Origin of the sequence: Kocuria sp. WRN011, assembly GCF_002295155.1 — a bacterium.
Classification (GTDB): Bacteria; Actinomycetota; Actinomycetes; order Actinomycetales; family Micrococcaceae; genus Kocuria; species Kocuria carniphila.
This window is the reverse complement of record NZ_NSGI01000003.1, coordinates 136,532-149,344: the sequence shown is the minus strand read 5'-3', so window position 1 is coordinate 149,344 and position 12,813 is coordinate 136,532. Positions and strand designations below refer to the sequence as shown.

At 68.3% G+C, this 12,813-nt stretch carries 13 protein-coding genes; 10 read left to right on the top strand and 3 right to left on the bottom strand.

Annotated features, from left to right (window positions below; translation table 11 throughout):
* The first annotated feature begins 8 nt into the window (after positions 1–8).
* From CKW39_RS05370 to fmdA, 4 genes are all read left to right on the top strand, one after another.
* The gene (locus CKW39_RS05370; RefSeq protein ID WP_095797132.1) at positions 9–1,178 is read left to right on the top strand and encodes an AAA family ATPase; all 1,170 of its coding nucleotides are present in this window, start codon (positions 9–11) and stop codon (positions 1,176–1,178) included.
* A gap of 71 nt (positions 1,179–1,249) precedes the next feature.
* A complete protein-coding gene (locus CKW39_RS05365) occupies positions 1,250–2,971 on the top strand; it encodes a cytosine permease (protein ID WP_254049289.1) in 1,722 nt (573 codons plus the stop codon).
* Positions 2,972–3,197: 226 nt separating this feature from the next.
* Positions 3,198–3,485 carry an FmdB family zinc ribbon protein gene (locus CKW39_RS15925; RefSeq protein WP_143469937.1) on the top strand — a complete coding sequence of 96 codons (288 nt, stop codon included), beginning with the start codon at positions 3,198–3,200 and terminating at the stop codon, positions 3,483–3,485.
* Between the two features lie 15 nt (positions 3,486–3,500).
* Entirely contained in the window at positions 3,501–4,757 is a 1,257-nt protein-coding gene (fmdA, locus tag CKW39_RS05360; protein ID WP_053447539.1) for a formamidase, read from the top strand.
* 321 nt (positions 4,758–5,078) lie between these two features.
* Here fmdA and mscL read toward each other — a convergent pair whose 3' ends face one another.
* Both mscL and CKW39_RS05350 read right to left on the bottom strand, forming a co-directional pair.
* Positions 5,079–5,471 (bottom strand): large conductance mechanosensitive channel protein MscL, encoded by a 393-nt coding sequence (mscL, locus tag CKW39_RS05355; RefSeq protein ID WP_031283557.1) that lies wholly within the window; start codon positions 5,469–5,471, stop codon positions 5,079–5,081.
* 394 nt (positions 5,472–5,865) lie between these two features.
* Positions 5,866–6,066, bottom strand: a complete 201-nt coding sequence (locus tag CKW39_RS05350) for an antitoxin (protein ID WP_095797131.1) — start codon at positions 6,064–6,066, stop codon at positions 5,866–5,868.
* 404 nt (positions 6,067–6,470) lie between these two features.
* Here CKW39_RS05350 and CKW39_RS05345 point away from each other — a divergent pair, with 404 nt between their 5' ends.
* Entirely contained in the window at positions 6,471–7,097 is a 627-nt protein-coding gene (locus tag CKW39_RS05345; protein WP_095797130.1) for a dihydrofolate reductase family protein, read from the top strand.
* Between the two features lie 73 nt (positions 7,098–7,170).
* Here CKW39_RS05345 and CKW39_RS05340 read toward each other — a convergent pair whose 3' ends face one another.
* Positions 7,171–7,578: a hypothetical protein gene (locus CKW39_RS05340; RefSeq protein ID WP_143469936.1), complete on the bottom strand. Its 408-nt coding sequence runs from the start codon at positions 7,576–7,578 to the stop codon at positions 7,171–7,173.
* A 302-nt stretch (positions 7,579–7,880) separates the two neighbouring features.
* On the opposite strand from CKW39_RS05340, the gene CKW39_RS05335 reads away from it, so the two are divergent.
* The 5 genes from CKW39_RS05335 (at position 7,881) to CKW39_RS05315 (ending at position 12,729) form a co-directional block, all read left to right on the top strand.
* Positions 7,881–8,726, top strand: a complete 846-nt coding sequence (locus tag CKW39_RS05335; protein ID WP_095797128.1) for a Crp/Fnr family transcriptional regulator — start codon at positions 7,881–7,883, stop codon at positions 8,724–8,726.
* A 95-nt stretch (positions 8,727–8,821) separates the two neighbouring features.
* Positions 8,822–9,061 carry a heavy-metal-associated domain-containing protein gene (locus tag CKW39_RS05330; protein ID WP_095797127.1) on the top strand — a complete coding sequence of 80 codons (240 nt, stop codon included), beginning with the start codon at positions 8,822–8,824 and terminating at the stop codon, positions 9,059–9,061.
* Between the two features lie 215 nt (positions 9,062–9,276).
* Positions 9,277–11,205: a cation-translocating P-type ATPase gene (locus CKW39_RS05325; protein ID WP_095797126.1), complete on the top strand. Its 1,929-nt coding sequence runs from the start codon at positions 9,277–9,279 to the stop codon at positions 11,203–11,205.
* Positions 11,206–11,319: 114 nt separating this feature from the next.
* The gene (locus CKW39_RS05320; protein WP_095797125.1) at positions 11,320–11,748 is read left to right on the top strand and encodes a cupin domain-containing protein; all 429 of its coding nucleotides are present in this window, start codon (positions 11,320–11,322) and stop codon (positions 11,746–11,748) included.
* A 63-nt stretch (positions 11,749–11,811) separates the two neighbouring features.
* Positions 11,812–12,729 (top strand): NADP-dependent oxidoreductase, encoded by a 918-nt coding sequence (locus tag CKW39_RS05315; protein ID WP_095797124.1) that lies wholly within the window; start codon positions 11,812–11,814, stop codon positions 12,727–12,729.
* Positions 12,730–12,813 lie beyond the last annotated feature (84 nt).

Sequence of the window (12,813 nt, the reverse complement as noted above, 5' to 3'; positions counted from 1 at the left end):
CGCACCCCATGTCAGTTGGGTCCTACGACGTGTCCGGGGCGCGGCCGGAGACCGACGGCCGCGCTCCAGGGCCCGCGCCTACAAAAGGTGAGCGGGTCACCGAGGCTTCCCCTGCTGCTGGCGCCTCTCCCTTCACCGACGGACTGCGCGTTCAGCTGCAGGCGGCCGTCCTCGGCCAGGAGCCTGCGGTGGAGGCAGTGGTGCGCGCGGTCTCCATCGCACAAGCCCGCCTGATGCCAACGGACCGACCGCTGGCAAACCTGCTGTTCGTCGGCCCCACGGGAGTCGGTAAGACCGAGACGGTCAAGGCCCTGGCCCGAACCATCCGCGGCGGTGAGGACGACTTCTGCCGGGTCGACATGAGCTCCATGGCCCAGGAGCACTACGCGGCCGCCATCAGCGGCGCCCCTCCCGGGTACGCCGGGAGCAAGGAAGGCCTGTCCGTGCTGGACCGGGACAAGATCGAGTCCAATCCCGGCACCCCCGGCATCGTGCTCTTCGACGAGATCGAAAAGGCCCACAGCAGCGTCGTCAGGTCCTTGCTGCACATCCTGGACAACGGGTACCTGCGTCTGGCCAACGGCAAGGACGTCATCAGCTTCCGCAACTGCATCGTGGTCATGACCTCCAACCTCGGCGTCGCGGAAGCCACCCGGAAGCGCAACTCCTGGCTGTCACGGGCCACTCGTCGCGGGGCGGAGACGGCTGCCACCCTCGAGCTCTCCCGTCCCCGGCTTGCCGATGACCGGGACCGCGCAACCGCTCGGCACGCTCTGTGGATGAACCGGCGGGACGAGCGCGTCTTCCATCGAGCCCTGGAGGACTTCTTCGACCCGGAATTCCTCAACCGGATCGATGAGATCGTCCGTTTCGACGGCATCCGGCGCGAGACAGCCCGCTCCATTCTCGACCGCGATCTCGACACCCTCAGAGGAACGCTGAAGCACCGCCACATCGTGCTCACCATCGACGAAGCGGTCACCGAGCACCTGCTCTCGATCGGCTTCAGCCACGTCTACGGGGCCCGGGCCCTGGAGCGGGTACTGCGCCAAGAGCTGCTCGCTCCGCTGTCGGCTCACCTCCATGATTGCGCTGCCTCGAGTACCTCGCCGGCACGGCTGCTCCTGAAGCTCCAGGGCGACCGCATCGTATGCCGACGAGTTGCCGCCACCGCCTGAACGCCACTTCGTCCCGCCGCGCGGTCCTCGCGACCCGGTTCTCTCAATCACACTCATCAAAGGAAGACATCATGTCGGACAAGCTCTCTATTGAAAGTTCGGACCAGGCGCCGCCTGGCGTCACCGTCCTCGACGCCGGCGCGCACGTCCCCGGGGCCCCCGACCGCGAGGTCAGCCAGGCCACCAAGGAGTCCCTGGAGGACTACACCCTGCGCTTCGCCCCACGCTCGTACCGTAAGTGGGGCCCGGGCGTGGTGGCCACCAGCGCCCTGGGCGGCATCGCCTACCTCGCCGACTTCTCCATCGGCGCCAGCATCGGCATGGCCCACGGCACGGCCAACGCCCTACTGGGCATCGCCGTGGCCGCGGTCATCATCTTCACCACCGGCATGCCCCTGGCCTACTACGCGGCCCGGTATAACATCGACCTGGACCTCATCACCCGCGGCTCAGGCTTCGGCTACTACGGGTCCGTGGTCACCAACATCATCTTCGCGACGTTCACCTTCATCTTCTTCGCCCTGGAGGGCTCGATCATGGCCCAGGGCCTCGAGCTGGTGCTGGGCGTCCCGCAGGCGATCGGGTACGCGGTCTCCACACTCGTGGTGATCCCCCTGGTGATCTACGGGATGAACACCCTGGCCAAGCTGCAGGTGTGGACCACCCCGCTGTGGCTGCTGCTCATGGTCTTCCCGCTGGCCTTCCTCGTGGTCACCAACCCGGGCTCGGTCGAGACCTTCTTCGCCTACCAGGGCGAGAGTGGCGACGGCGGGGTCAGCATGTCCGCGGTCATGCTGGCCGCCGGGGTGTGCCTTTCCCTGATGGCGCAGATCGCCGAGCAGATCGACTACCTGCGCTTCATGCCGCCCAAGACCGCCGCCAATCGCCGCGCGTGGTGGACCGCCGTGATCATGGGTGGGCCCGGCTGGGTGGTCTTCGGTGCCCTGAAGCAGGCCACCGGTTTGTTCATCACGGTCTGGCTGCTCGCCAAGCTCGACCCGGCCGCCTCGGCGACGGCCACCGAGCCGGTGCACCAGTTCCTCGGCGTGTACGAGGAGATGATGCCGACCTGGTTGGCGCTCACCCTGGCCCTGATCCTCGTGGTGGTCTCGCAGCTGAAGATCAACGTCACCAACGCCTACTCGGGCTCCCTGGCCTGGACCAACAGCTTCACCCGCATCACCAAGCATTACCCGGGCCGGTTCGTCTTCATCCTGGTCAACCTGGCCATCGCCCTGGTACTGATGGAGGCGAACATGTTCGACTTCCTCAACACCATCCTGGGCTTCTACGCCAACTGCGCGATGGCCTGGGTGGTCACGGTCGCCACCGACATCGCCGTGAACAAGTACCTGCTGAAGCTCTCGCCCAAGGCCCCCGAGTTCCGCCGCGGCATGCTCTACGCCATCAACCCAGTCGGTTTCGTCTCGATGCTGCTCTCCGCGGGCATCTCGATCGCCGTGTTCTTCGGGGCGTTCGGCGCCGCCGTGCAGCCGTACTCGCCGATGTTCGCGATCGGCCTGGCGCTGGTCTGCCCGCCCCTGCTCGCCGTGGCGACCCGTGGGAAGTACTACCTGCGGCGCACCGACGACGGCATCGACCTGCCGATGTTCGACGCCGACGGCAACCCCTCCGACGCCAAGCTCCTCTGTCACATCAGCGGCCTGGAGTTCGAGCGCCCGGACATGTTGCTCTCCGCCGAGCCCGGCCCGCACGGGGAGAAGCAGTACATCTCCTCCCTTGCCCTGGCTACCGACCGGACCGGCCGGTACGTGCTGCCGGCCCAGTCCTGAATCAAGTCCATAGGACTGTCCGTGGGGCTCAGTAAGTTCCCTCGGCCAGGCGAGTACCTGGTCGGGGGAACTTGCGACCGGCTCCCTAATAAGACGCCGCCGATGATGCCGCGAGTCTGCCCTCCGTCGATACCTTCGAACCTGGCCAATGGCGATTTTTGCGGCATCGCGCAATCGCAACACGTGAAGCGTAATTTTTGGGTCGTCCCAGCAGAAAGAGGCGCGAATGCCGCTGTATGAGTTCTCCTGCTCTGCCGGGGACCGGTTCGAGACGATATTGCCGATGTCCAGCTCCATCCGCGAAGTGCCGTGCCGCTTCTGCGAGCAGACAGCCTTCCGCCGGGTCAGCGCGGTGGGACTGTCCCGGGTCACCGGGTCCGCCGCCGCGCTGATGGATCGGACCCGGGCCTCGGCCGAGTCCCCGGACATCGTCACCTCGCTTCCTGCCGGAAGGCATCGTCCTGCTGCACCGGTCACACGGAACCCACTCCACCAAAAGCTGCCCCGACCCTGAACACTGGAGGTATCCATGCCACAGAACCTGTTCCCCCTCGACTCCACCAAACCCTTCGAGGACCAGCAGCTCGTCGGGCACAACCGGTGGCACCCGGAGATTCCCCCGGTGGCCACCGTGCGGCCCGGGGACACGTTCCGGGTGCACTGCCGGGAGTGGTTCGACGGCGCGATCGTCAACGACGACTCCGCGCAGGACGTCCTCAACGCCCCGCTGACGACCGTGCACAAGCTCTCCGGCCCATTCGCGGTGGAGGGCGCGAAGCCGGGCGACCTGCTGGTCGTGGACATCCTCGACGTCGGCCCCATCCCGCAGGAGGACTCCGGTCCACTGGCCGGACAGGGCTGGGGGTACACCGGCGTCTTCGCACGATCCAACGGCGGGGGCTTCCTCACCGACCGGTTCCCGGACGCCTACAAGGCGATCTGGGACTTCCGCGGCCAGACCGCGACCTCCCGCCACGTCCCGGAGGTCTCGTTCACCGGCATCGTCCACCCCGGTCTGATGGGAACCGCGCCCTCCGCCGAGCTCCTGGCCCGGTGGAACGCGCGCGAAGGAGCGCTCATCGCCACCGATCCGGAACGCGTCCCGCCCCTCGCCCTGCCGCCGGAGCCCCAGGACGCCCTGCTGGGCGGGGTCCCGGAGTCCGACGTCGAGCGGGTCGCCGCGGAGGCGGCGCGCACCGCCCCGCCCCGGGAGAACGGCGGCAACCAGGACATCAAGAACCTGACCAAGGGGACCCGCGTGTTCTATCCCGTCTTCGTGGACGGGGCGAACTTCTCCGTGGGCGACCTGCACTTCTCCCAGGGCGACGGCGAGATCACGTTCTGCGGGGCCATCGAGATGGGCGGGTTCATCGACTTTCACGTGGACGTCATCAAGGGCGGCATGGAGACCTACGGGGTCTCCGAGAACGCGATCTTCCTGCCGGGCAACACGGACCCGCAGTACAGCGAGTGGATCTCCTTCTCCGGCACCTCGGTGACCCTCGACGGCGAGCAGCGCTACCTGGACTCACAGCTGTCCTACCAGCGGGCCTGCCTGCACGCGATCGACTACCTCACGAAGTTCGGGTACTCCCCGGAGCAGGCATACCTACTGTTGGGCGCCGCACCGATCGAGGGCCGGTTCTCCGGGGTGGTCGACATCCCGAACTCGTGCGCGACCGTGTACATCCCCACCGCGATCTTCGACTTCGACATCCGCCCCTCCGCCGCGGGACCCCACCAGGTGGACCGGGGGATGGGAGCACCACGTGCATCCTCCAACTGATATGGAACGCGTTCCTGCCAAATAGGCAGGGAAAGGCGCCGCCCGCATCTTCCGGGGCGGCGCCTTCTCGGTGTCGACGGCACGTAAAAACTGACCCAAGGACTGATGCGGCAGGCCCATGGCCTGCCGCACAGCTGCCAGTTGGCCGGAGGATAGAGCAACCAGGGCCAGCTCGACCTTCTGCGCTTTACATATGGCCCGTTAGCGGCGGACCGTGCTGCGGTAGAGGTTCGTTTTCCGAGACGTCTTCTCGTATGGATGGGGAGGAAAGGAGCAGGGCCCGTCCCGAGATCCGGGACGGGCCCTGGCGGGCGGAGAGGGTCAGGAGCGCTGTTTGAGGGCGTCCCGGATCTCGGTGAGGAGTTGCACCTGGGGGTCGGCCTCCTCGTCGGCGGGGGCGATGCCCAGGCGGCGGTTGCGGGCCTCGATCATCTTGTTCATGGGCAACACGATCGCGAAGTACACGGCGGCGGCCACGAGCAGGAAGTTGACCAGGGCGGTGAGCAGCACCCCGAACCGGATGTCGTTGCCGTTGAGTGTGATCATCGCGAACGAGTCGAAGTTGGGTGAGCCCACCAGCGCCGAGATGGCGGGCATGAGCACGGACTCGACGAGGGCGTTGACGACCTGGGCGAAGGCGGCACCGATGATCACGGCGACGGCGAGGTCCAGGACGTTGCCCTTCATGATGAATTCTTTGAATCCTCTAAGCATGCGCCCAGACTATCGGCGCTGAGCCCACCGAGAACCCCGCCGCCCTAACCTATTGAGACCGTATCGATGTCCTTTTAGACGCTGCTAGCGGCACATCGGTCCGAATGCTCAGCGCCGCCTGCCCCTGGGTGCCTTGTGCCCACCGCCTGGGGGCGGGCAGTGCTGGAGTCGTGTGGGAACGACCCGTTGTGGAGGCCCGCAAGGGGCAGGGGGCTGGTCGGTCGAGTGCTCGGTGGCGGCCGCCTCGAGGGGTGCGCACGAGTGGGCCGGTCGGACACCTGGGCGCCGCATCCCGTGCCGGGAAGGGAAACCGGCTCCTCGAACTGAAGGTCGACGTCACGACGCGGGCCTCGGGCCCCACATGGGGTCCGAGGCCCGCGACAACACGTGCGGATCAGTTCTGCTGATCCTCAGGGTTCTGCTCGCCGACCAGACCTCCGGCGTGTTCCTGGGCCTGGTCCACCTGGTCCTGGAACCTGTTGCCGGTGTGCTCATCGACCATGTCGCCGCCGCCCTGGATGCCCTGCTCCACCTTGTCCGGGTTCTCGCTGGCGAAATTCTTGGCCTTGTCCGCAAAGCCTCCGAGATCCACCATGGTGACTCCTTCCTCGATCGGTCAGGGCGAAATCGTCTCCGCCCGGGAACTCGTCCAGCCTGGAACAAGGCCCCGACCCGAGTCAATCGATAGTGAACAGACACGGCGACCTGTTTTGCGGGAGCGAAGGGCCCCGGGGCGCGAAAGTTGCCAGACAATGGGAACTGTCGCGCGACAGTCCGACAAGCGGTGGGGGGCCGGTCAGCGCGACTCCGGACTCCTGCCGTGAATCATCACCGGGCTGTTGTGCCGGCCTCCGACAGGAACCGGGCGAAGCCAGCAGACCCGATCGTGATCGGCACGAACGGCTGGGCTTCCACGAGGGCTGGGGCACCGTCACCAGACTGCCGCCCGAGCTCGTCGAGCCACGGACCTAGACCCACGCCCACCGAAGGGAGAAGACGATGAAGCTGACCGTCACCGAGTTCGTGAGTCTCGACGGGGTGTCCCAGGGCCCGGGATCACCCGAGGAGGACACCAGCGGTGGGTTCACCCAGGGGGGATGGCTGGTCCCCTACCTGGACGAGGCGTTCATCAACCGCGCCGCGCAGTGGTTGGGCCAGGCCGAGGCACTGCTGCTGGGCCGGCGCACCTACGACGCCTTCGCCAGGGACTGGCCGAAGATCACCGACCCGAACGATCCCTTCACCGAGCTCATGAACAGCCTGCCGAAGTACGTCGCCTCGCACACCTTGACCACCGGCCCGTGGAAGCCGACCACGGTCCTCTCCGGCGACGTTGCGGCCCAGATCGCAGAACTCAAACAGCAGCCCGGGGCCGAGCCTCAGATCCACGGAAGCGCTCGACTGGCCCAGTCTCTGCTGGCCGCAGGACTGATCGACGCACTCCGGCTCGTGGTGGCCCCGGTCGTCCTCGGCCACGGGCGCCGCCTCTTCCCCGACGGTGGCGCGCCAGCGCGCCTGCAGCTGGTCAGCAATCAGACCACCCCGGGCGGGCTCGCCCTCCAGGTCTACGAACGGACCGGGCTCCCGGCCTACGCGACCTACACGGGCGTGTCGAACCTGGCCTGAGGACAACGATCACCCGCGCACCCGTCCGCAGAAGCCGTAGCCGTACCCGAGCCACGGCACGGTCGGTTCGCGGTCAGCGGGACTGTACGAAAAGACCCACCGCCGCGGCGATGGCCGCGGGACGCAGGGGCTCTGCCTCGAGGGTGCCGAAGGCCGTGGTGGCGAGTGGGATCAGCACCAGCGTCGCCACCACACTCGTCACGTAAATCGTCAGGGCATGCCGGCGCGGCCGTGCTACGGCGGGGTCGTGCCGGTGCAGCAGTGTCGCGGCCAACCATCCGAGCGCGAGCACGCCCCAGGCAACCAGGGTCAGTCCGGGCCGCGGTGGGACCAGTGCGGAGGCGTTGGCCAGCACGAAGGTGCTGCCCCCGGCCGCGCCCACAGCCGAGCCCATCAACAGCGGCAGGACGGCGGCGAAGTCCCGGGGCGGCTTCCGCTGCTGATGGGCTGGAGGAGTCGATTCGGGACGTGAGGTGTTCACAGCGTCCACGCTCCTCCTGGAAGCTGCAGGACTCCCCGCGCGCCACGCCGAACGGGCGCCAGCGACACGTCAGCGGGGAAAGCTCTGCGCGCACTGGTGGTGTCTGTGAGATGCACCCCCATTGGAGAAGGTCTGGGGGAAGAAGCCATGTTGCTGATGCGGGCCGGGGTCCGTGAAAGCGGGACGCGGGGCCGGGGCCGAATGCTGTGGGAGTACGGTGGAATTCGAACGACGCGATCCGGTGACCAGGTGGGCGCCCCGTACCTGGTGCCGTTTCCCCTACCTGGCCTGAAGGGAACAGCATGAGCACCTCCTCGCACGCCGAGGGCCTGCAGGGGTCGCCGGCGCGGATGTCCCCGGATGCTAGCCCGGTGTCTGCTCGGCGGCGGATCCCGTTGCGGTCGACCTGCGCGCAGCCCCACTCCTGCCCGGCGCCGGTGCGGATGCAGGTGCTGTCCCGGACACCGATGTTCGCCGGGCTGGTCGAGGAGCAGCTGGCGGACATCGACCGAAGGATGACCTCCCTGTCCTGGGCTGAGGGGGACGCGCTCCATGTCGAAGGAGCGCCTGCCGAACACCTTTACCTCGTGGCCGCGGGACGGGCCAAGGCTTACCGGACGGCACCGAATGGGCAGGAGGTCGTGGTGGAGCTGCTAGGGCCGGGAGACCTGTTCGGCGGGTTGCGCACCCTCGGCCAGGAAGCCTACGCCGAGACTGTCGAGGCTTTGACCACCGTGTGTGCCCTGCGGGTTGGCGATGACGCGTTCCGGCAGATCCTCGGCGAGCACCCGGTGGTGGGGCTGCGGGTGCTTGAGGACACCGCCGCGCTGCTCGCCCAGGCCCGTTCCGACGTTACCCGGCAGTCCACGGCCACCGTGGCCGAGCGACTGGCGGCGGTCCTGCTGCGCCTGGCGGAGAAGTTCGGGGAGCCCGCTCGCGAGGGCGGGACGCTGATCGAGCTGCCGCTGTCGCGGGCGGACCTGGCCGGGATGACCGGGTCGACCCCGGAGTCCGTCTCCCGGGTGATGAGCCGGTGGCGCAAGGACGGTGTCATCAACGCCGGCCGCCGCTGGACCGCTGTGCGCGACCCGCGCCGGTTGGCGGAGATCGCCGGAACGGAGGCCTGGTCCTCCGAGCTTCGCGGTTGATTGACGCCCGTCATGGTTCGAGGACCCGGCCCTGCATAGGTTGGGGACACACCCGATGAGGTGTGTACTCCACAACAGGGAGAGGAACCCCGACCATGACCACCACCACAGCCACCACCACTCACACGGTCCTGCGTGCCGAGGGCTTCTCCTGCCCGTCGTGTGTGGCCAAGATCGAGAAGCGCGTCGGGCGTCTGATGGGCGTTTCGGCGGTGACGGTCCACTTCGCCTCGGCCCGCATCGAGGTCGACCACGACCCTGCCCACGTGAGTGTGGAGGAGATCGTCGCCGCTGTTGCCAAGGCCGGCTACACCGCCCGCCCTGCCGTCTTCTGAGCTGGTCCATCACCACGGCCCGCGCCGCTGCCGCGACCTTCCCAGGAGGCCCGGCAGCGGCGCTTTCGCTGTGTCCGCATCACTGAGTCGTGGCGGGTCTTCTCAGCGGTTCGCGGTTGATTGACCCCCGTCATGTTCTGGTCTGTGGGTTCTGCGTAGCGTCGTGAACAAGCCCCCCATCGGGGGCGGAGGAGTTCCAGGAAAGGACGGACACCATGAACAGGGTGCAGAGCTGGATGTACGGCCGGTGGGCGATCCCCGCGGTTGCGGGGGCGCTGATCCTTGCCTCGTTCGCGGCCTCCAATGTCATCGGCTCGGTCCGGTGGGCGGATGTGCTGATGATCGCTGCGGCCGTGGTTGCCGGCTACAACATCGTGGTCAAGGCTGCCCGGGCGCTGGTCGCTCGTACGGTCGGGATCGACCTGCTGGTGGCGGTCGCCGCGATCGGGGCGGTCATCATCGGCAACTACTGGGAGGCCGCCGCGGTGACTTTCCTCTTCGCGGTCGGTCATGCCCTGGAGTCCGCCACCCTGAACAAGACCCGCTCGGCGCTGGCCGAGCTCGTGGCCGTCGCCCCGGACACCGCCGTCGTACTCCGTGGCGGGGAACAGGTGGAGGTTCCGGCCGCGGATGTGGTGATGGGTGAGATCGTGCTGGTCAAGAACGGGGCCAAGGTTCCCGTCGACGGCCAGGTCGTGGCCGGCACCGGTGCGGTGGACGAGGCTTCCATCACCGGCGAGTCCATCCCGGTGGAGAAGGGCGAGGGCGATCAGGTCTTCGCCGGCACCGTCTCCCGCGGCGGGTTCCTGCAGGTGCTGGCCACTGGCATCGGTGCCGACACCACCCTGGCACGGATCATCCACCGGGTGGAGGAGGCCCAGGACGCCAAGGCGGCCACCCAGGCGTTCATCGACCGGTTCTCCACCTGGTACACCCCCGCGATCATGGTCCTGGCCCTGGCTGCCGGGTTGATCACCGGTGACGTGGTGTTGGCCCTGACCCTGCTGGTCATCGGCTGCCCCGGTGCCCTGGTGATCTCCATCCCGGTCGCCATCGTGGCCGGCATCGGCCGCGCGGCGCGCAACGGCATCTTGATCAAGGGTGGGGAGTTCTTGGAGACCTCCGCGAAGATCACCGCCGTCGCCGTCGACAAGACCGGTACGCTCACCGAGGGCCGCCCGCAGTTGACCGACGTGGTCGTCTTGGACCCGGCGCTGGACCGCGCGGGCGTGCTGGGCTGGGCCGCGGCCGCGGAGGCTGGCTCCGAGCATCCCCTGGCCCGCCCGATCCTCGACGCCGCTGCGGCCGAGGGCGTGGGAGCCTCCGCGGTTCCCGAGGCGGTCGACCCAGTCCCGGGCAAGGGCATCGTGTCGACCACTGACGGGGTGCGGGTGCTGATCGGCAACGCCGCGTTGCTGGAGCAGTACGGCATCACCGACCCGAAGGCTGCAGCTGCGGCTCAGGAGCTGGCCGCGGCCGGGCGGACCCCGATGATCGTGGCCGTCGATGACGCCGTGGCCGGGGTGCTCGCCGTGGCCGACCAGGTCCGCTCCGACGCGGCCGAGATGGTTGCCCGGCTGCACGAGGCGGGGGTGGAGAAGGTCGTCATGCTCACCGGTGACGCCCCGCTGGTGGCCCAGGCCATCGGGAAGGTCACCGGCGTGGACGAGATCCGCGCCGGGCTGCTGCCCGAGGACAAGCTCGAGGCGGTGGCGGCGCTGCAGCAGGAGGGCCACTTGGTGGTGATGGTCGGTGACGGCGTCAACGACGCCCCCGCCCTGGCCACCGCGGACATCGGCGCGGCCATGGGCGCGGCCGGCTCGGCTGTGGCCGTGGAGACCGCCGACATCGCGCTGATGGGCGACAACCTGCTGAAGCTGCCCGAAGCGATCGGGCTGGCCAAGCGCACCGTGGCCGTGATGCATCAGAACATCACCGTCGCCCTGATCACCGTGGTGCTGTTGTTGGCCGGGGTCTTCGCCGGCGGGGTCACGATGTCGATCGGGATGCTCGTCCACGAGGCTTCTGTGCTCGTCGTGATCGCCAACGCCATGCGGTTGCTGCGCCGCGCCCAGGACACCACCCCCGCGACGGGCACCACACCGGCCGCCCCGGCCACAGACCGGGTGACATCCCGGTCCTAGGACACCACCGTGGCGGGCGGCCCCACACCAGGACCGCCCGCCACGGGGTGGAACGCACCACCAGTCCTGCCCGGCCCCGGGCGGAGAGACCACCATCACTGCAGGAGGAGCATCATGAGCGCGCAAGAGCACTTCATCATCGAGGGCAACATTGAGCACTTCACCATCGCCGACATCGCTGGCAGCAACCCCGACTTCCGCCAGGTGCTGTGGACCGGCCAACACGCTCAGATCGTTGTCATGACCATCCCTACCGGTGGTGAGATCGGCGAGGAGGTCCACGAGCACACCGATCAGATCCTCACCTTCGTCGCCGGCACCGGGGAAGCCGACCTGAACGGGCACACGCATCCGATCGAAGCCGGTGACCAGTGCGCGGTCCCGGCCGGGGCCCGGCACAACTTCCGCAACACCGGCGAGCAGCCCCTGGTGCTCTACACCGTCTACAGCCCGCCCGAACACGCCGCCGAAGCCGCCTACGCCACCAAGGACGAGGCCGACGCGGCCGAAGCCGCCGGTCAGGACGAGCCCCCGACGGCCTGAGCCCGTCCCCACCCGGAAGAGATCACGAGATCACAGAGAGACAGCAGAGAAAGAAGAGAACTCATGTCCAAGGCGTACGTGTTCACCGACTTCGGCGGTCCTGAGACCCAGCAGCTCCTCGATCGGCCCGCCCCGCAGCCTGGCCCGGGCGAGCTGGCCGTGGAGGTTCGGGCCGCCGGGGTGAATCCTGTCGACTGGAAGATCCGCTCCGGGGCATTGGGGCGGGACCGGGAGCTGCCGGCCCCGATGGGCCGGGAGATCTCCGGCGTCGTGACCGTTCTCGGGGAAGGCGTAAAGGGTTTCGCGGTCGGCGACGAGATCCTCGGCCCCGTCGCCGACGGCCACGGCGGGTTCGCCGAGCACACCCTCGTGCGGGCGGCCGAGGCGGTCGCCAAGCCCGAGGAGATCTCCTTCGCCGACGCCGCGACCATCCCGGTGGCTGCGGCCACCGCCTATGACGCCACCCACCAAATCGAGCTCGAACCCGGCCAGAGGCTGCTGATCCTCGGCGCCGGCGGCGGAGTGGGACTGATGGCCGCCCAGATCGGGCGCGTCCATCAGTTCACCGTCATCGGCGTCGCCAGCCAGTCCAAGCGCAAGATCGTCGAATCCACCGGGGCGACCTTCGTCCCCTCCGGGGAAGGCGTGGCCGACCGTGTCCGCGAGGTCGCCCCCGACGGGGTGGACCTTATCGTCGACCTCGTCGGTGGTGAGGCCCTGGGTGAGGTTGCCGGCCTGGTCGCCGACCCGGCCAGGATCATCTCCGCGGCCGACGCCACGACCGCCACAGAACTGGGCGGGGCGGCACTGGAACGCACCGCGGAGGCGATGGAAAAGATCACCGAGGTCATCGAATACGGACTCGTCGATCCCCACGTCACCGCCTGCTATCCCCTGGCAGAAGCAGGACGGGCGATCGCCGAGGTCGAGGCCGGTCACGCCACCGGCAAGATCGTCATCGAACCCACCCCCGTGTGCTGATCCTGGGCACGCCCGGAGCCTCGTGCGGTGAGAACAAGGGCGCCGGTGTGGCGGCCCCAGCCCATTGACGGGGGCCGTCACACC